The sequence below is a fragment of the Enterobacter cloacae complex sp. ECL411 genome, from assembly GCF_021869665.1.
Lineage (GTDB): Bacteria > Pseudomonadota > Gammaproteobacteria > Enterobacterales > Enterobacteriaceae > Enterobacter > Enterobacter intestinihominis.
The window spans coordinates 124,719-142,623 of the sequence record NZ_CP091486.1; the positions used below are offsets into that span (position 1 = coordinate 124,719).

The window sequence follows — 17,905 nt, forward strand, 5'->3', positions numbered from 1 at the left end:
ACTTTTTCCCGTGGATGATTAAATTTTGCGTGCCGTTTTCAGGTTTTGTCTGCGGTTTGCAGCAACAAAAAGAAACGCTGGATAACGCCTCGTAAAGCGTAACGTTGCCATTCGCGTCGTTTTCAATACCGGGTTATACCTCCTCCAACGCAAAGGAGGGGTAATAATGTGGCGATGGATAAGCGGGTTTGCGCTGTTGTGGTGTAGCACCGGGTTAGCGGTATGCCCGGTATGGTCGCAGGCAAAAGCAGAAAAGGAAATTGTAGCGCTGAGCGCGCAGATCAAACGCTGGGACGATGCTTACTGGAAGCAGGGAGTCAGTGACGTTGATGACGGGGTTTACGATCAGCTTAACGCGCGGTTGAACCAGTGGCAGCGCTGCTTTGGTCATGTCTCTTCCGAAGAGAGACCGCCACCTCTGACAGGTAGTGTGACACACCCGGTTGCGCATACGGGCGTGCATAAGGTTGCCAGTAAAGCTGAGCTCAGCCAGTGGATGCGAGCCCGGCAACATCTCTGGATGCAGCCCAAAGTGGATGGCGTGGCTGTGACGCTGGTGTACCAGGGCGGGAAGCTTGTCCGGGCCATTAGCCGTGGCAACGGTGTGAAAGGTGAAGACTGGACGGCGCAGGTTCGATCAATCCCCTCTGTTCCGCAAAACCTGTCCGGCCCCCTGGCAAATAGCGTCTTACAGGGTGAACTGTTCTGGATTCATGAAAACCACATCCAGCGTCAGATGGGGGGGATGAACATGCGGGCAAAAGTGGCGGGCGCCATGATGCGTCATAACGATAGCGCACTTCTCAGGCAGCTCGGCGTGTTTATCTGGGCCTGGCCGGATGGACCTAAAGAGATGCAGGTATCTCTGGATGCGTTGTCAAAAGCCGGGTTCACCCTGACGGCGCGTTATACGCTGCCCGCCGCGTCTGTGAATGCGGTCGAAGCGCAGCGTTCAGCGTGGCATACAACAGCATTGCCCTTTGCCACGGACGGCATTGTGGTGCGTTCAGCGGATGAACCCGCGGGCGACGGTTGGTTACCCGGTGAAGGCCGTTGGGTTGTCGCATGGAAATATACGCCTGTCGCTCAGGTTGCTGAAGTACGAGGGATACAGTTTGGCGTCGGGCGAACGGGCAAGGTGTCCGTTGTAGCCGAACTGGATCCAGTAAAGCTTGATGATAAACAGGTGCGGCGGGTGAGCCTGGGGTCGGTCACACGCTGGCAGCGGCTGGATATTGTTCCCGGCGATCAGGTTCTGATAAGCCTCGCCGGGCAGGGGATCCCCCGATTCGATCGAGTTGTCTGGCGGGGAGCGAACAGGGAAAAACCAGAACCTCCGGCCCTGCAGTACCACTCGCTGACCTGTTTTTATGCCTCACCAGCGTGTATGGAACAGTTCTTTGCCCGGTTGACGTGGCTTAGCTCGAAACAAGGGCTAGGGATCGAGGGGTTAGGCGAGGCGGGCTGGCGAACGCTTCATCAGGCGCATCGTTTCGAGCATATTTTTTCGTGGTTAACACTGACGCAGGCGCAGCTACAGTCCACGCCTGGCTTTTCCGCCGGGCGCGGGTTATCGCTCTGGCATCGTTTTAATATGGTGCGCAAGCAACCTTTTATTCGCTGGGTCACAGCGATGGGGATCCCGCTGACAAAAGCCACGCTGAATGCGGTTGGGGCGGCGTCGTGGCAGGCGCTGAATCAGCGGAGCGCCGCTGACTGGCAGGCTTTGCCGGGAACAGGTGAAGAGAAGGCGCAGCAGGTCGTTAACTGGCTGCATGCGCCTCCTGTTGATAGGCTGGCAAGGTGGCTGGCTGAGCAGCACATTAACGGGTTCTGACCTTAATGCGCATTGTGCTTGTAATGAAAAACCGGCAGGCCCAGCTTCAGGCGCAATGCCAGCATACGCGCGGTGAAACCAAACAGCAGCGTGGAGATAACCACCACATCGTGGTTGGTGACATAGTGCTGCAAGGCGACATAAAGCACTGCCGCGGCAAAGGAGATGCCGGCATACAGTTCCTTCTGGAAAACCAGCGGGATACGTTTGCAGAACATATCGCGCAGCACCCCGCCAAACACGCCCGTGATCACCGCCGCAATGGTGGCGATAACCGGGCCTTCACCCATATCGAGAGCAATTTGTGCGCCAATGATGGAAAAAACAATCAGCCCAAGCGCATCCAGCACCAGGAACAAGCGGCGCAGATGAGGCATCACCGGGGCTACAATCGTGGTTAACACGGCTGCCGTTGCCACGATAATGACGTATTCAGGGTTTTTTACCCAGCCGAGCGGATAATGGCCAAGCAGGATATCGCGCACGGACCCGCCGCCGAGCGCAGTGGCCGTGGCAATAATGATCACGCCGAAGGTGTCCATACGGCGACGTCCGGCGGCGAGCGCGCCGGTCATGGCTTCTGCGGTAATGCCAATAAGATAGAGAATGTGAAGCAGCATAAACCCTCCGGAATGAAGAGGAGGAGATTAGCGATTTGTGCGCAAGATCACGATTGAGATTTTCTAAGGCGAGGGGATTTGCCCTACAGAAATTTATCAACGCATGGCAGGCGGGCTTGTGATAAGGCGGGAGAAAAAGAAAGTAAGGATAAATAAGGATTAGAAAAAGTAATGGGTGATGTGCCAGACACCACCCTGAAAGGTATTACTCGATATTCTGGATCTGCTCGCGCATCTGCTCAATCAGGACCTTCAGTTCAATTGCTGAATTGGTCACCTCTGCATTGATAGACTTAGACGCCAGCGTGTTCGACTCGCGGTTGAACTCCTGCATCATAAAGTCGAGACGGCGGCCTACCGCTTCTTTCTTCTTCAGGATGTTGTAGGTCTCTTTAACGTGCGCTTCCAGACGATCCAGCTCTTCAGCCACGTCTACACGCTGCGCCATCAGCACCAGCTCTTGTTCCAGACGGTTGTTTTCCAGCTGAACTTCCGCCTCTTCCAGTTTGGCGACAAGTCGCTCACGCTGCCATTGCAGCACTTCTGGCATATGCGCGCGCACTTTAGTCACTTCGGCGCTCACGCCTTCAAGGCGTTGCTCAATCATCGCTTTCAGCGCCTGGCCTTCGGTTTCGCGGGCAACGATAAAGTCATCCAGCGTGCCGTCGAGTGCAGCCAGGATTTCAGCGGTAATCGCGTCCAGATCCTGCTCTCCGGCGGCCATCACGCCAGGCCAGCGCAGAATATCAACCGGGTTGATCTCGCCTTCATCGCTTTGCATTTTGACCCAGTTCGCCGCATTAACCAGCTGTTTTGCCAGCTTTTCGTTCAGGATCAGTTCGCCCTGGGCACTGGCATCGGGCTCAAACCGCAAATTACATTCCACTTTCCCGCGGGTCAGACGCGTACGGATACGCTCACGCACCACAGGCTCCAGGCTGCGGAACTGTTCCGGCATACGGAAATATGTTTCCAGATAGCGCTGGTTTACCGAGCGCATTTCCCAGGTAGCGCTACCCCAGCTACCCTTGATTTCACGCCGGGCGTAGGCGGTCATACTGCGGATCATAGACATTCCCGTTTTTAAAGGAGAGATGGGGGGATTATAGCTTTCAGGGGCTTCTCAGGATAGGAATAAGCGTCCTTTATCCGTATAATGCGCAGCCACATTCGTTTCAAGCCGGAGAATCCATCATGCGTCCAGCAGGTCGTAGCGCCAACCAGGTGCGTCCCGTCACCCTGACCCGTAACTATACAAAACACGCTGAAGGCTCCGTGCTGGTTGAGTTTGGTGACACCAAGGTGCTTTGCACCGCGTCCATCGAAGAGGGCGTGCCTCGCTTCCTGAAAGGTCAGGGGCAGGGGTGGATCACCGCCGAATACGGTATGTTGCCGCGCGCAACCCATACCCGTAATGCCCGTGAAGCGGCAAAAGGTAAGCAGGGCGGCCGTACTATGGAGATCCAGCGCCTGATCGCACGTGCGCTCCGCGCCGCGGTTGACTTAAAAACGCTGGGTGAGTTCACCATCACGCTGGACTGCGACGTGATCCAGGCCGATGGCGGCACGCGTACGGCCTCCATTACCGGTGCCTGTGTGGCGCTGGCAGATGCGCTGAACAAGCTGGTTGCCGCCGGTAAGCTGAAAACCAACCCAATGAAAGGGATGGTTGCTGCTGTCTCCGTTGGTATTGTTAACGGCGAAGCGCTTTGCGATCTGGAATACGTTGAAGATTCTGCCGCAGAAACCGACATGAACGTGGTGATGACCGAAGATGGTCGCATCATTGAAGTGCAGGGCACGGCAGAAGGCGAGCCATTCACTCACGAAGAACTACTCACCTTGCTGGCGTTGGCCCGAGGGGGTATTGAATCTATTGTAGCGACGCAGAAAGCGGCGTTAGAAAATTGATTTTAAGGCGACCAATGAGTCGCCTTTTTTTTGCCTGTAAGACTGAAAAGACAAAGGAGCAAATCCATGAAATCGTATCAGCGCCAGTTTATTGAGTTTGCGCTTAACAAGCAGGTACTTAAGTTTGGCGAGTTCACGCTGAAATCCGGTCGTAAAAGCCCGTATTTCTTCAACGCCGGGCTGTTTAATACCGGGCGCGATTTGGCACTGTTAGGCCGCTTCTATGCCGAAGCGCTGGTAGATTCCGGGATTGATTTCGATCTGCTGTTTGGCCCCGCGTACAAAGGCATTCCAATTGCAACCACCACGGCGGTGGCGCTGGCGGAGCAACATGACCGCGACGTACCGTACTGCTTTAACCGTAAAGAGGCCAAAACCCACGGTGAAGGCGGCAATCTGGTCGGCAGTGCGTTGCAGGGCCGCGTGATGCTGGTGGATGACGTGATCACCGCAGGCACCGCGATCCGTGAATCGATGGAGATTATCCAGGCTAACGGTGCAACGCTTGCGGGTGTGCTGATTTCGCTTGATCGTCAGGAACGCGGGCGTGGCGACATCTCTGCTATTCAGGAAGTGGAACGCGATTATGGCTGCAAAGTGATCTCTATCATCACGCTGACAGACCTGATTGCATATCTGGAAGAGAAGCCTGAGATGGCGGATCACCTGGCGGCGGTAAAAGCGTATCGCGAAGAGTTCGGGGTTTAATTGCGTTGCCCGGTGGCGCTACGCTTACCGGGCCTACCTGTTCGTAGGCCGGATAAGGCGAAGCCGCCATCCGGCGATGGCGTTACTGTAATTGTGCTGCCACTAACGGCCAGCGGGCGTCAAAATCGTCCGTTGGTCGATATTTAAACTCGCTGCGCACAAACCGGGAGAGCATCCCTTCGCAAAATGCCAGGATCTGGCTTGCCAGCAGCGTCTCATCCGTATTATATCCCTCACCTTCCCGCATTTTCTTCTCGCGCAGAACCTGACGAAGCTGGGCTTCGATACGCTCAAAAAGCTGGTTTATACGGCCTTGCAGACGATCCTGTTCAAACATCAGCGCGTGGCCGGTAAGAATACGGGTCAGACCCGGGTTACGTTCACCAAAGCCCAGAATCAGCAGCACAATCAGACGCAGACGCGTGCTGGTGTCTTTTTCATCCTTCAGAATCAGGTTGATGCGCGTGATCAGGCTATCTTCGATAAACTCGATCAGGCTGTCGAACATCCGGGTTTTGCTCGGGAAATGACGATACAGCGCCGCCTCTGACACGCCCACAGAGGCCGCCAGCTTGGCGGTGGTGATGCGTTGACTGCCGTCGCTGGATTCAAGCATCAGAGCCAGAGATTGAAGTATTTCTTCGCGACGATTCCTTTTCGCGGTTTGTTTTTCTGCCATGTTACAAAATACCCCTGAAAATACGCACTTGTCAGGCTGGCAACCACACAGCGACCCGCAAACTGACGTTTGCGGTTTGTTATTGCATTATGGCGCTGTGAGATGCGTGTTTGTCGGGCGGTTATTTGCGCCCGGAATGGCCGAAGCCGCCTTCGCCACGGTCGGTAGCGTCGAAGTCTGCCACCAGGTTAAATTCTGCCTGCACCACCGGTACAAACACCATCTGCGCAATACGCTCGCCCGGTTCAATGGTGAAGCTGTCCTGGCCACGGTTCCAGACGGATACCATCAGCTGACCCTGATAGTCAGAGTCGATCAGGCCGACCAGGTTACCCAGCACGACGCCATGCTTATGGCCCAGGCCAGAGCGCGGCAGGATCACCGCTGCCAGTGACGGGTCAGCAATGTGAATCGCCAGCCCGGTCGGGATCAGGGTCGTTGCACCCGGCGCCAGTTCTACGGCGTCATCGAGACAGGCGCGCAGGTCAAGACCGGCAGAGCCGGAGGTGGCATACGTTGGCAGCGGAAATTGCTCGCCAACGCGCGGGTCCAGAATCTTAACGTCGATTTTTTTCATCATAACGGGTAACGATCTCGTCCAGTAATTGTTGGCCCAGGAGTTCTTTGCGCTCAAGCGGTAAGACTTTATCTCCATCCTGCCAGAAAAGGTGCAATGCGTTGCTGTCGCTGTTAAATCCTTGCGTGGACAGCGATACGTCGTTCGCGCAAATCAAATCGAGGTTTTTGCGGGTACGTTTTTGCCGGGCATATTCTTCCACATTATTCGTTTCTGCGGCAAACCCAACAACGTAAGGACGATGAGTTTTCAATGCGGCGACACCGGCAACGATATCCGGGTTCTTCACCATTTTTATTGTTAATTCATCACCTTGCTTTTTAATTTTGGCGTCGGCAATGGTTTCGGCGCGGTAATCAGCGACGGCCGCACAGCCGATAAAAATATGCTGTTGTTGAGCATGCGCCTGTACGGCGGCGTTCATTTCCAGCGCGGTAGTTACATCAATACGCCGCACAAACGCAGGGGTGGTAAGCGACACCGGGCCGCTCACCAGCGTCACGTTCGCGCCGCGTTTGGCTGCCGCGGCAGCAATTGCAAAGCCCATTTTGCCGGAGCTGTGGTTGGTGATGTATCGCACCGGATCCAGCGGCTCGCGCGTGGGGCCCGCGGTAATCATGATGTTGAGATGTTGCAGATCGTTGACAGGCGAGAAATGGGCGGCGGCCATATCAACAATCGTCAATGGGTCGAGCATACGCCCTGGCCCCACGTCGCCACAGGCCTGGCTGCCGCTCTCCGGTCCCCAAATTAGCAGGCCGCGCGAGGCCAGCGTATCCAGATTATGCTGGGTAGCGGCGTTGCGATACATCTGCTGGTTCATTGCGGGTACAACCGCGACGGGCGCAGGCGTGGCGAGGCAAATGGTCGTTACCAGATCGTTCGCCATCCCGGCCGCCACGCGGGCAATTACATCTGCCGTGGCGGGGGCAAGGATAACCAGATCGGCCCATTTCCCCAGCTCAATATGGCCCATTGCGGCTTCGGCTGCCGGGTCGAGAAGGCTGTCGGATACCGGGTATCCCGAGACGGCTTGCAGGCTCAGCGGGGTGATAAAGGCTTTGCCGCCTTCGGTGATCGCGACCCGTACGTCGGCCCCGCGCTCGCGCAAACGGCGCACCAGGTCTGGCGTTTTATAGGCAGCAATACCGCCGCTGACGCCAAGAACGATTTTTTTACCGGCCAGGCTCATCATGATTCTTTCCTGTTGGGTTTCACCAGAGAGCGGGCATTTTATCACAATCCCTAAAACGGGGTGATGATGTCCTTAATTCACTTTGCGAGGCGCTACGCAAGAACGAAACGCCAGCGTCGAGCCCCGAATTTGCCTGTGGCAGCATAATGGCAAACAGAAGGAGGCCGGGCATGGAAGAGACTGAACTGCTGCTACCGCGTGAAAAAATGCTGCGCCATGGCGTCACGTTGTTAAAGGACGACGAGCTGCTGGCGCTCTTTTTACGCACAGGCACGCCGGGGAAAACGGTATTTACGCTGGCGAAAGAGCTGATAGAGCATTTCGGCTCACTGTATGGATTGTTGACCGCCGAGCTGGAGGCGTTTACGCACGTTGAGGGCATTGGCGTGGCGAAATATGCCCAGCTGCGGGGCATTGCGGAGCTGGCCCGGCGATTTTACAACGTGCGTATGGAGGAAGAAGACCCGATCCTCACCCCCGATATGACCCGCGAATTTCTGCAAAGCCAGCTTTCCGATCTGGAGCGGGAGATCTTTATGGTGATCTTTCTCGACAACAAAAACCGGGTACTGGAACATACCCGCCTTTTTTCGGGAACATTGAGCCACGTTGAGGTGCATCCGCGTGAAATTGTGCGGGAAGCGATAAAAGTGAATGCAGCCGGCGTGATCCTCGCGCATAATCACCCCTCTGGCTGTGCAGAACCAAGCAGAGCTGACAAAGCAATTACCGAACGTATTATCAAATGCTGTCAATTCATGGACATTCGTGTGCTGGACCATCTGATAATTGGCCGCGGAGAGTACATTTCTTTTGCCGAACGTGGCTGGATTTAGGCCTTTTCTCGCGATCCATCGGGATCTTTGTCTGTTCGGGACTTGAGCACACCGCCGAGTCAGCGTATACTACGCCACCTTTGAGAATCTCGGGTTTGGCATTTGGGCCTGGCAATCGAGAGTTCAATAGAACTATGCGATGACCGGGCTGTAAAGCCTGACGAGGCGCCGATACCCCATACGAAGCTCGAGCTAATTTGATTTTTGGAGAATAGACATGTCCCGAGTCTGCCAAGTTACTGGCAAGCGTCCGGTGACCGGTAACAACCGTTCCCACGCACTGAACGCGACTAAACGCCGTTTCCTGCCGAACCTGCACTCTCACCGTTTCTGGGTTGAGAGCGAGAAGCGTTTTGTCACCCTGCGCGTATCTGCTAAAGGTATGCGTGTAATCGATAAGAAAGGCATCGATACAGTTCTGTCCGAACTGCGTGCCCGTGGCGAAAAGTACTAAGTACTTAAAGAGGAAATAAATCATGGCTAAAGGTATTCGCGAGAAAATCAAGCTGGTTTCTTCTGCTGGTACAGGTCACTTCTACACCACCACGAAGAACAAACGTACTAAGCCGGAAAAACTGGAACTGAAAAAATTCGATCCAGTTGTACGCCAGCACGTACTGTACAAAGAAGCTAAAATCAAATAATTTTAGTCTCCTTGTATTGAAAAACCCCGCATCTGCGGGGTTTTTTGCATTCTGCATCTCAACGGAGGAACCATGCCTGAATTACCTGAGGTAGAGACCAGCCGCCGCGGCATTGAGCCCCATCTGGTTGGCGCGACTATTCTTCATGCTGTCGTTCGCAACGGGCGTCTGCGCTGGCCGGTGTCCGATGAGATCCACGCGTTAAGCGATAAACCCGTCCTGAGCGTACAGCGCCGCGCGAAATACCTGCTGCTGGAGCTGCCTGACGGCTGGATCATTATCCATCTGGGCATGTCGGGAAGCCTGCGCATCCTCACCGAAGAGTTGCCTGCGGAAAAGCACGACCACGTTGATCTGGTGATGAGTAACGGCAAGGTGCTGCGTTACACCGACCCGCGTCGCTTTGGCGCATGGCTGTGGACCAAAGAGCTGGAAGGGCACAACGTGCTGGCGCATCTTGGACCTGAGCCGCTCTCAGAGGCGTTTAACGCAGATTATCTCAAAGAGAAGTGCGCGAAAAAGAAAACCCCGATTAAACCCTGGCTGATGGATAACAAGCTGGTCGTGGGCGTGGGGAATATCTATGCCAGCGAATCGTTGTTTGCCGCCGGGATCCATCCCGATCGGCTGGCCTCTTCGCTGTCTGCGCAGGAGTGCGAGCTGCTGGTCAGAGTGATTAAAGCGGTACTGCTGCGCTCAATTGAGCAGGGCGGGACGACACTGAAGGATTTTCTGCAAAGCGACGGGAAGCCGGGCTATTTTGCGCAGGAGTTGCAGGTTTATGGTCGTAAGGGGGAACCGTGCAGAGCATGCGGGACGCCGATTATTGCCACGAAGCACGCTCAGCGCGCCACGTTTTACTGCCGTCAGTGCCAGAAGTAGGGTTACTTTAACTTTTCCATCAACGCCTGGTGGACGTTAACCGGCAGAAAGTGGGTAACGTCCCCGCGATGGCGCGCCACCTCTTTTACCAGCGAAGAAGAGATGAAGGACCACTCTTTGGAGGGCATCAGGAATACGCTCTCCAGCTCCGGCATCAGATGGCGGTTCATGTGCGCCAGCTGCATTTCATATTCGAAGTCTGCTACCGCGCGAAGACCGCGGATCAGGATATTGGCCTGCTGAGCACGGGCAAAGTTTGCCATCAAATCGCTGAATCCGACGACCTCAACATTCGACAAATGCGAAATCGCATCGGTGGCAAGCTGCACGCGTTCGTTCAGGTCGAACATCGGCTTTTTGCTCGGGCTGGCGGCAATGGCCAGAATCACCTTGTCGAACATACACGCCGCACGGGTGATGATATCAAGATGACCGTTAGTGATCGGATCGAAGGTACCCGGATAAATCGCTTTTGTGCTCATGGCTCACGTTTTCTCTGAGTAGCCGCGGTTCAGCGCCCACAGCTCGGTGTATTTATTGAAAGTATACTGGGCATTCACTACCGCCAGTAACCAGCCCTGTTTGCCGTCCAGCACGCCACCACGTAGCAGCAGCGTTTTCAGAAACGCGCCCAGCGTGTGGGTGAAGATGCCGGTCAGCGTGGCCTTCTTGCCGCGCGCATGCCGCTCCTGTGCCCAGGCGGTGGCATAGTTCAGCTGTTTCCGCTGGAAGCTGGCGAAATCGCGGCAGGTCAGATGAAGCAGATCGCCCGTCAGGGGGATGACCTGAGCGTTATCGCAGGCCAGAGACTCATGGACCAGGTTGTCGTTGTACTGATAACGCTCGCGGGCATAGAGGCGCATCACGCGGTCGGGGTACCAGCCGCTGTGGCGCATAAAGCGGCCCAGGAAATAGTTACGACGCGCGATACTGTAGACCGCGCCGGGCTGTGGCGCGGCAAGCACCGTTTGAATGGCCTGTCGGAGTTCCGGGGTGACGCGCTCATCGGTATCGATCATCAACACGTAATCGCCCGTGGCGTAACTCTGCGCACGCTGACGCTGAATACCGTAGCCCTGCCAGTCGGTGTCGGTAAAGACTTTTGCCCCGGCTGCACGGGCAACGTCCGCCGTATTGTCCGTACTTCCGGAATCGAGAATGACGATTTCGTCAGCCCAGGCAACAGAGGCCAGGCAATCCGGAAGCAGGTCGGCGGCGTTTTTGGCGATCATCACGACCGACAGACGCGTTGACATTAGTGGCTCCGCTGCGGCAGGTAAGGTTGCAAAAGTTGCAGCAGACGGGTCAGTGCGCCCTGGTTCTGATGCAGGACTTCAACGGCGTGACGACCGTACCACAGGCGGTAATCTTCGTCAGTCAGAAGGGTTGAGACCTCTTTGACCACCGAGTCCGCATCGGTCACGGTGATTAAGCCATCGGCTTGCTGCAATTTCGCGCAGATATCTTTGAAGTTAAACGTGTGTGGACCCATCAGCACGGGAATGGCGTGGGCTGCCGGCTCCAGCGGGTTATGACCACCGCGCTCCACCAGGCTTCCGCCAACGAAAGCAAGATCGGCAATCCCGTACAGCAGCATCAGTTCGCCCATCGTATCGCCAATCACCACCTGCGTGCTGCCAGAGGGGATTTCGCCGCTGCTGCGCAGGGTGAAGCTGAAACCGCCTTTTTGCACCATCTCCCGGGCATCTTTAAAACGCTCAGGATGGCGAGGCACCAGAATCAGCAGTAAATCAGGGAATTTTTCCAGCAGCTGGCGGTGAGCCTGAAGAATAATGGCCTCTTCGCCGTCATGGGTGCTGGTGGCAATCCAGACCTGGCGTCGCGGCGCCCACTGACGACGCAGCGTTACCGCACGGGCGGCGAGTTCAGGGGTGACGGAAATATCGAACTTCAGGCTACCCGTGACCGCAAGCTGGTTGCGCTTCAGGCCGAGGGCGATAAAGCGCGCGGCATCTTCTTCGTTCTGCGCGGCGATCAGCGTAATTTTGCTGAGCAGGCGACGCATAAATTTACCCAGCTTGCCGTACCCTTTCGCCGAGCGTTCCGACAGACGCGCGTTGGCGATAACCAAAGGAATTTTACGGGCATGCAGGGCGGAAATCATATTCGGCCACAGTTCAGTTTCCATGACGATCACCAGTTTAGGGCGAACGGTATTCAGGAAACGGTTCATGGCGCAGGGGAGATCGTACGGCAGGTAGACGTGATGCACGTCTTTACCGAAGGCAGACATCACGCGCTCTGAGCCGGTTGGCGTCATCGTGGTGACGGTGATGGGCAGTGACGGATAACGATGGCGTAAGGCACGCACCAGTGGAATGGCGGCCAGCGTTTCCCCAACTGACACGGAATGCAGCAGAATACCGTCCGGCGCCACTTTATTGCGGCAGTAGCCATAGCGTTCGGCCCAGCGTTTACGGTACGCAGGCGCTTTACGGCTACGAAGCAACAGTCGCAGCCACACCAGTGGCTGAATGATGTAGAGCAGGGCGGTATACAACAATTCCAAGCGATTATCCGTTTTTTTAGTTTCGGCCGGGAAATTCTAAGCATTTAAGCGTGCTAAAGCTATCTCTTATGCCAGATACCGTTTTAAACGGAAGTAGCGTCGGCCCAGGCGCCAGCGCAAACGCGGGCTTTTGGCACTTTTCCAGATGAGCTTCCAGATCCCGGTGTCGAAGAACTCTTTGATTATCATTGATTTCTTCGCTTCATCCTTCATGTTGTCGAAGGTATGAATAATTCCCAGACCCTCTTTGGCGATTTGCCAGTGACAGGCCGGGATATTTTTCACTTTATCCGGGTAGCGCTGGTTAATGGCATCTAGCATCTTCAGGATCTTCATGTAATGGCGCGCTGAGCGAATCAGCGTGTCGTCATTATCCGGGGTGTGCGATACTGAGGCGGAGTGAATGTAGTAGTCGTAAAAGCGTTCGCTGGTGTACTGAACGCGTTCTGCAGCAAGCAGCACCTCAGTCGTCCACGGGATATCCTGATGGCGCAGGCCAGGCTCGAAACGAAAGCCGTGCTGACGAATAAAATCGTGACGATAGATATTCAGCCAGGTCACATGCAGGAACTTACGTGAATCCAGCGCCTTTTTTAACCATGCCGCGCCATTCATGACGCTCGTTGAGGCGAGCTTATCTTCAGGGAAGATAGGGCGAGACGGTTTTTTGTTATTTTCCCAGACGTAGTTGCCGTTGCAGGTGGCGACATCCAGGTTCTGCGTGACGGCCATATCCAGCAGACGCTGGTACATGCCGGGTTTGAAGACATCATCAATATCCGGGAAAGAGAGATATTGGCCGGTCGCAACGGCCAGGCCGGTATTACGCGCGATGGACACGCCCTGATTAGGTTGTTCAATGACCTGCATCTGTGGCAGCTGTTCGCGCCATTTTTCGACAATCTGCATCGAGCGGTCAGTGGAGCCGTCATTCACGATGATGACTTCCATACTGTCGATGTGTTGATTTACAAGGCAGGTAAAGAACTGATCGAGAAAAGCTTCACCGTTATAAACGGCAACCACCACGCTTAATAAAGGCGCTGAATTTTGCATATGAAACCTGATTATTTTTGGTTGTCGACCAAAGCAATGTATTGCTGGCAAATGGCGTTGATACCGAACGATGCGATCGTTTCGCGATCAACAACCGGCGGAGAGGCATACAGTTCTGCCAGTGTTTTCGCCAGTGATTCGTCGGTTAACGCGGTCAGACTACGCGCCAGAGGGCCAGTAAGGATCTCAGCAGGGCCGCCAGGGCAGTTTGTACTCACCGGTGGGGTCTGACAGATAATGGACTCTACCAGTACATTACCAAAACCTTCGCAGTCGGAACTTAACACTAAAAGGCGTGCACCTTTGATCCACGGATAAGGATTGGTTTCAAACGGGCGGAAGACGATCTTGTTTTCAATTCCCAGCTTAGCGGCAAGCTGTTTGAGCTGGTTAATTTTCACGTCAGAGCCTTTGCCCATCAACACCAGCGATGCGTCAATCTTGCTCATCGCAAACGCCCGCAGCAGCCGGTCGTGACGTTTGTGCTCATGAAAACGGCCAACGTGGATAATGTAATTCTGCCCCTGCATCTCAAAGGGCGCTTCCGCCAGACGCTGAATTTCAGGGATATCAAACGGGTTATGGATAACCGCTTTGCGCCGCAGGGGGATCGCGAGTACTTCAGACAGATCGTGCAGCACGGCGCCGGATACCGCCACCACGTTGCGGTTTTCATAGGTATGACGAATTTTATAATGCTTAAACCAGCGAGAAAGCCCGCTGCGATGGCGCAAATAGGAGAAGGAGAACATCCCGTGTACGCAAAACCAGACCTTATCGCGATCCAGCACGCGGCTGTGCGCCACGATACGGTCGGTTTTATGCAGATGCGAGAAGACGACGTCAAATTTACCGCTGCGTTCTGCCTGCTCAATGGCGCGATCCAGCAAACGGGCGCGACGCGGGATCTCGGTCAGCTTCCGCCAGGGTTTTTTACAGGTATCCTGCACGACCTGAAAATCGATGCCTTCCGGAACGGCGTAGTCGCACACCTTCCGTAAGGAGAAAAGGGTGACCTGATGCCCCAGTTCTGTCAGTCCGCTGGAGAGGGTGAGAACCGTTTTTTCGGCTCCTCCACCGGGTAAACCATCAATAATCATTAGGATGCGCATTATTAATCCAGTAATTTTTGATAAAGCGAAATAAGCTGACTTGATAGTTTTTCAGGGGTTGCTTCTCTGACGCGTTCACGCGCCGCAAGCCCCATATTGTTATTTTTTTCCAGTGAAGGGATGGACATGACGGCCTCCTTCAATGTGTGGATATCAAGTGCATCACAGTAAAACCCGTTCTGGCCTTGCTCAATAAATTCCGAACCACCGCAACTCTCTGACGTAATGACGGGCAATCCACAGGCCATTGCTTCAAGTATGACGTTAGGGAAAGGATCATACAGCGTCGGCAGCAGTAAACCATCAGAAAGCTGATAAAATGGTAGCGTCTCTTTTTGCATCCCCAGGAAACGGATTTGCCCCTCACAGCCTAATGAACGGGCGAGGTCGCGATAACGGCTTTCCGCTTTATCCTGACCGACCACAACCAGCCACGCCGATGTTCCTGCTATAGCCTGAATAGCGCTTGCCAGCCCCTTGCGTTCAAACCCTGAACCCACGAAGCAGAAAATGACGGCATCAGCGGGTAAGCCAAATTGCTTACGCAGTACAGCTCGCTGCCTCTCTTCTGCCGGAACGAAGCGGCGGGAATCTATTGAATTATAAATCACATGTATCTTTTTTGCGTCAATATCAAAGTCTTCGACGATTTCGCGCTTGATCATCTCCGCATTACAGATAACGGCTTTCAACTCGGGAGCCTGGTACATTTCACGTTCGGCGTTCATCACGTAGCGGTGATAGCGATCGTGCATGAGCAGCTTCGCGCGCCAGGCGGGAAGAATACGCGTACGCTGTAGCATCCAGCGTCGATGTACACCATCTCCGGCGCGGTAAATATCGCAGCCCGGAATACGTTCGTGGCTCTGTACAATATCAAACTGCTGTTGCTGCCACAGCGCGCGCGCGGCGTGTGCAAAGCCGCGTTCACGGCTGATGCGGCCCCACTTTCGTGGATCGCAGATATGAATATGCCAGTCGTCCTGCTTTTCGCCCTGCCACTCGCGGGTGATGACGTTGAGCTCAAGATTTTGATTGCTCAGCGCGGTGAGTGCCCTGGAGACAAAACGTTCTGCTCCCCCATCCGGCCGATATTTTTGGCGCACAATGGCCAGACGATGAAGCTTCATTGCAGGTATCTCCTTGCGGCGGAGACGACAGCATCAACGGGGATGGCGTCGAGATAACGTTCCGTCGTTTTTGTATCAATGGCGTCAGGGTTGGGAAGCGGGCCGTAGTTACCAGCCCAGATGACCTCGCCGTTAACCTGCCATGGCGACCAGAACGTCAACTTTGATGGGCCAAACAGCGCCACGCAGGGCGTCTGAAGGGCGGCGGCCATGTGCATGGGGACGGAGTCAACGCCAATGAACAGGGCTGCGTGATCGATAAGCGAGGCCAGCTGGCGCAGGGTTAACTGCCCTGCCAGCGATACAACACCCGTCTGCGGGGAGGCGGCAAGAATGCGGTCAATCATCGCCAGCTCTTTCTTATCCGGTCCCGCCGTAAGGACGATAGTGTGGCCGTCCTGCTGCAATGCGGCGATAGTTTGCGCCATTTTGCCTTCGTCCCAGCACTTAAAGAACCAGCGTGAAGTGGGTTGAATAACGATATAGCGTTCCCCCACGCCCTTTTGTGTCAGCTTGTGATGAGCATGGTGCCAGTCATCCGCGCTGTAAGCCATGGTGACGGCGGGTCTGGCGGCAACGGGTAATGGTTTCAGTATGGACAGGTTTTGTTCAACGGTGTGCAGGTTCTGATGGCTGGCGACCGAGACCAGTTCACTGTGACAAAAACGCCAGAAGGCATTATTGCGCTTGTTAAAAGCGAACCCGAGCCGAACCGGTGCGCCGGTGAAGCGGGTAACCAGCGCGCTGCGCCACTGATCGGCAAGATTGATCACCAGATGATAATGCTGAGCGCGTAAAGCACGAAGCAACTGCCACTCTTTTTGCAGGTGCTTCAGCGTCCCCAACTGCTTCCATTTACGATCGATACCATAGATCGTACCGATTGCCGGATGCGCGGCGAGCATGTCTCGCGTCTCTTCATAGAGAAGCACGTCGATTTGGGCTTCAGGCCATTTCTGGCGCAATGAATTGATGACGGGGGTGGTGAGTAACATGTCACCATGATGGCGAAGTTTAATCAGTAAAATGCGCAAATCAGGCGTGTCAGGTAAGTTATTCATCATCATCTTATCGGCGTTGTACTGTTGGCAATTCTAATAGACCTGGTAACGACTTGCACTCTTTCTCCATAATGTCAGGAATTTCCCTGGAAGGGTTTACTCCTGCTTTCGGGCGTGCGTAACATAGCGCTAACTATTTTGTCTTGCGGACTCATTATGAAAAAACCAGCGTTTATCATCACGATCGATACCGAAGGGGATAATCTCTGGCAGAACCACCGGGTCATCAAAACGGAAAACGCGCGCTACCTGGCGCGGTTTCAGACGCTTTGCGAGCGTTTCGGCTTTAAGCCTGTCTGGCTCACCAATTACGAGATGGCCGTCGAACCGGTGTTCATTGAGTTCGCGAAAGAGGTCATAGCCCGGGGGCAGGGCGAGGTAGGAATGCATCTCCATGCCTGGAACAGCCCTCCGGAGCACGATCTGACCGGTGATGACTGGCGCTGGCAGCCTTATCTGATTGAGTTTTCAGACGAGGTCATGCGTGAGAAAGTGCTGTTCATGACCCGCCTACTGGAAGAGACCTTCCAGACAAAAATGCTCAGCCATCGCGCCGGGCGCTGGGCATTCGACAGCCGTTACGCCCGGTTACTGATTGAGCTGGGGTATCAGGTAGATTGTTCCGTTACGCCGCGCGTGAACTGGCGCAACGCGAAAGGTGCCCCACAGGGTAATGGCGGAACGAATTACCAGCATTTTCCCGATCGCGCCTACTTTTTGGACGTAGACGACATTTCCCGGCCGGGAAACAGCCTTCTCCTCGAAGTGCCAATGAGCATCCAGTATAAACACCCGGCATGGCTGAATTCCCTGAAGCAGGGTTACGATCGTCTGCGCGGTAAATACCGTTCTCCGTCAGTTAACTGGTTACGCCCGTCCGGCGGTAACGCGCAGGAGATGATTAAGGTTGCGCAGCAGTGCCTGTCTCAGGGAAATGACTACGTAGAGTTCATGCTGCATTCGTCGGAATTTATGCCTGGCGGGAGCCCTACTTTTAAAGACGAGGCCGCGATTGAGGGGCTTTATCAGGATCTGGAGCAGCTCTTTACCTGGTTATCAGATAAGACCGTGGGGATGACGCTGGCGGAGTTTTACCAGTACAAAAAATAGTTATGCCCGCCAGGCGG

At 54.8% G+C, this 17,905-nt stretch carries 20 protein-coding genes; 8 read left to right on the forward strand and 12 right to left on the reverse strand.

What is annotated here, in order from left to right; all coding sequences use genetic code 11:
- The first annotated feature begins 166 nt into the window (after positions 1 to 166).
- Positions 167 to 1,837, forward strand: a complete 1,671-nt coding sequence (gene ligB, locus L3069_RS00605) for an NAD-dependent DNA ligase LigB (protein WP_038415020.1) — start codon at positions 167 to 169, stop codon at positions 1,835 to 1,837.
- A gap of 2 nt (positions 1,838 to 1,839) precedes the next feature.
- On the opposite strand, the gene L3069_RS00610 is transcribed toward ligB, so the two are convergent.
- Together L3069_RS00610 and L3069_RS00615 are read right to left on the reverse strand one after the other, a co-directional pair.
- The gene (locus L3069_RS00610) at positions 1,840 to 2,457 is read right to left on the reverse strand and encodes a trimeric intracellular cation channel family protein (protein WP_023299016.1); all 618 of its coding nucleotides are present in this window, start codon (positions 2,455 to 2,457) and stop codon (positions 1,840 to 1,842) included.
- 205 nt (positions 2,458 to 2,662) lie between these two features.
- Positions 2,663 to 3,526, reverse strand: coding sequence for a YicC/YloC family endoribonuclease (locus L3069_RS00615; RefSeq protein ID WP_038415021.1), 864 nt, complete (start codon positions 3,524 to 3,526; stop codon positions 2,663 to 2,665).
- Positions 3,527 to 3,651: 125 nt separating this feature from the next.
- Here L3069_RS00615 and rph point away from each other — a divergent pair, with 125 nt between their 5' ends.
- Positions 3,652 to 4,368, forward strand: a complete 717-nt coding sequence (rph, locus tag L3069_RS00620) for a ribonuclease PH (RefSeq protein WP_015570044.1) — start codon at positions 3,652 to 3,654, stop codon at positions 4,366 to 4,368.
- A 66-nt stretch (positions 4,369 to 4,434) separates the two neighbouring features.
- On the forward strand, positions 4,435 to 5,076 hold the full coding sequence (gene pyrE / locus L3069_RS00625; protein WP_038415022.1) for an orotate phosphoribosyltransferase: 642 nt from the start codon (positions 4,435 to 4,437) through the stop codon (positions 5,074 to 5,076).
- An 82-nt stretch (positions 5,077 to 5,158) separates the two neighbouring features.
- On the opposite strand, the gene slmA is transcribed toward pyrE, so the two are convergent.
- The 3 genes from slmA to coaBC form a co-directional block, all read right to left on the reverse strand.
- Positions 5,159 to 5,755 carry a nucleoid occlusion factor SlmA gene (gene slmA / locus L3069_RS00630; protein ID WP_003860901.1) on the reverse strand — a complete coding sequence of 199 codons (597 nt, stop codon included), beginning with the start codon at positions 5,753 to 5,755 and terminating at the stop codon, positions 5,159 to 5,161.
- Between the two features lie 121 nt (positions 5,756 to 5,876).
- Positions 5,877 to 6,335, reverse strand: coding sequence for a dUTP diphosphatase (gene dut / locus L3069_RS00635; RefSeq protein WP_015570042.1), 459 nt, complete (start codon positions 6,333 to 6,335; stop codon positions 5,877 to 5,879).
- On the reverse strand, positions 6,313 to 7,524 hold the full coding sequence (gene coaBC / locus L3069_RS00640) for a bifunctional phosphopantothenoylcysteine decarboxylase/phosphopantothenate--cysteine ligase CoaBC (RefSeq protein WP_088581797.1): 1,212 nt from the start codon (positions 7,522 to 7,524) through the stop codon (positions 6,313 to 6,315). The genes dut and coaBC overlap by 23 nt, the downstream gene beginning before the upstream one ends.
- A 173-nt stretch (positions 7,525 to 7,697) precedes the next feature.
- Here coaBC and radC point away from each other — a divergent pair, with 173 nt between their 5' ends.
- The 4 genes from radC to mutM all read left to right on the forward strand — a co-directional run bounded on the left by radC (position 7,698) and on the right by mutM (position 9,889).
- The gene (gene radC / locus L3069_RS00645; RefSeq protein ID WP_038415024.1) at positions 7,698 to 8,363 is read left to right on the forward strand and encodes a DNA repair protein RadC; all 666 of its coding nucleotides are present in this window, start codon (positions 7,698 to 7,700) and stop codon (positions 8,361 to 8,363) included.
- A gap of 217 nt (positions 8,364 to 8,580) precedes the next feature.
- Positions 8,581 to 8,817, forward strand: coding sequence for a 50S ribosomal protein L28 (gene rpmB / locus L3069_RS00650; protein ID WP_002436699.1), 237 nt, complete (start codon positions 8,581 to 8,583; stop codon positions 8,815 to 8,817).
- A gap of 22 nt (positions 8,818 to 8,839) precedes the next feature.
- The gene (gene rpmG / locus L3069_RS00655; RefSeq protein ID WP_003024094.1) at positions 8,840 to 9,007 is read left to right on the forward strand and encodes a 50S ribosomal protein L33; all 168 of its coding nucleotides are present in this window, start codon (positions 8,840 to 8,842) and stop codon (positions 9,005 to 9,007) included.
- A 72-nt stretch (positions 9,008 to 9,079) separates the two neighbouring features.
- A complete protein-coding gene (gene mutM / locus L3069_RS00660) occupies positions 9,080 to 9,889 on the forward strand; it encodes a bifunctional DNA-formamidopyrimidine glycosylase/DNA-(apurinic or apyrimidinic site) lyase (protein WP_003860879.1) in 810 nt (269 codons plus the stop codon).
- A gap of 2 nt (positions 9,890 to 9,891) precedes the next feature.
- On the opposite strand, the gene coaD is transcribed toward mutM, so the two are convergent.
- The 7 genes from coaD to rfaQ all read right to left on the reverse strand — a co-directional run bounded on the left by coaD (position 9,892) and on the right by rfaQ (position 16,784).
- Positions 9,892 to 10,371: a pantetheine-phosphate adenylyltransferase gene (coaD, locus tag L3069_RS00665; protein ID WP_022646622.1), complete on the reverse strand. Its 480-nt coding sequence runs from the start codon at positions 10,369 to 10,371 to the stop codon at positions 9,892 to 9,894.
- A 3-nt stretch (positions 10,372 to 10,374) separates the two neighbouring features.
- Positions 10,375 to 11,145, reverse strand: coding sequence for a glycosyltransferase family 2 protein (locus L3069_RS00670; RefSeq protein WP_022646623.1), 771 nt, complete (start codon positions 11,143 to 11,145; stop codon positions 10,375 to 10,377).
- Positions 11,145 to 12,419: a lipid IV(A) 3-deoxy-D-manno-octulosonic acid transferase gene (gene waaA / locus L3069_RS00675; protein WP_003860874.1), complete on the reverse strand. Its 1,275-nt coding sequence runs from the start codon at positions 12,417 to 12,419 to the stop codon at positions 11,145 to 11,147. Before waaA ends, L3069_RS00670 begins: the two co-directional genes overlap by 1 nt.
- A 66-nt stretch (positions 12,420 to 12,485) precedes the next feature.
- Entirely contained in the window at positions 12,486 to 13,475 is a 990-nt protein-coding gene (locus tag L3069_RS00680) for a glycosyltransferase (protein WP_023299021.1), read from the reverse strand.
- 11 nt (positions 13,476 to 13,486) lie between these two features.
- Positions 13,487 to 14,587: a glycosyltransferase gene (locus tag L3069_RS00685; RefSeq protein ID WP_100167767.1), complete on the reverse strand. Its 1,101-nt coding sequence runs from the start codon at positions 14,585 to 14,587 to the stop codon at positions 13,487 to 13,489.
- Between the two features lie 2 nt (positions 14,588 to 14,589).
- On the reverse strand, positions 14,590 to 15,717 hold the full coding sequence (locus L3069_RS00690) for a glycosyltransferase family 4 protein (RefSeq protein WP_038415027.1): 1,128 nt from the start codon (positions 15,715 to 15,717) through the stop codon (positions 14,590 to 14,592).
- Complete coding sequence (gene rfaQ, locus L3069_RS00695) at positions 15,714 to 16,784, reverse strand: putative lipopolysaccharide heptosyltransferase III (RefSeq protein ID WP_038415028.1); 1,071 nt, start codon at positions 16,782 to 16,784, stop codon at positions 15,714 to 15,716. The genes L3069_RS00690 and rfaQ overlap by 4 nt, the downstream gene beginning before the upstream one ends.
- Positions 16,785 to 16,934: 150 nt before the next feature.
- Here rfaQ and L3069_RS00700 point away from each other — a divergent pair, with 150 nt between their 5' ends.
- Entirely contained in the window at positions 16,935 to 17,888 is a 954-nt protein-coding gene (locus L3069_RS00700; protein WP_022646628.1) for a polysaccharide deacetylase family protein, read from the forward strand.
- Positions 17,889 to 17,905: the final 17 nt, after the last annotated feature.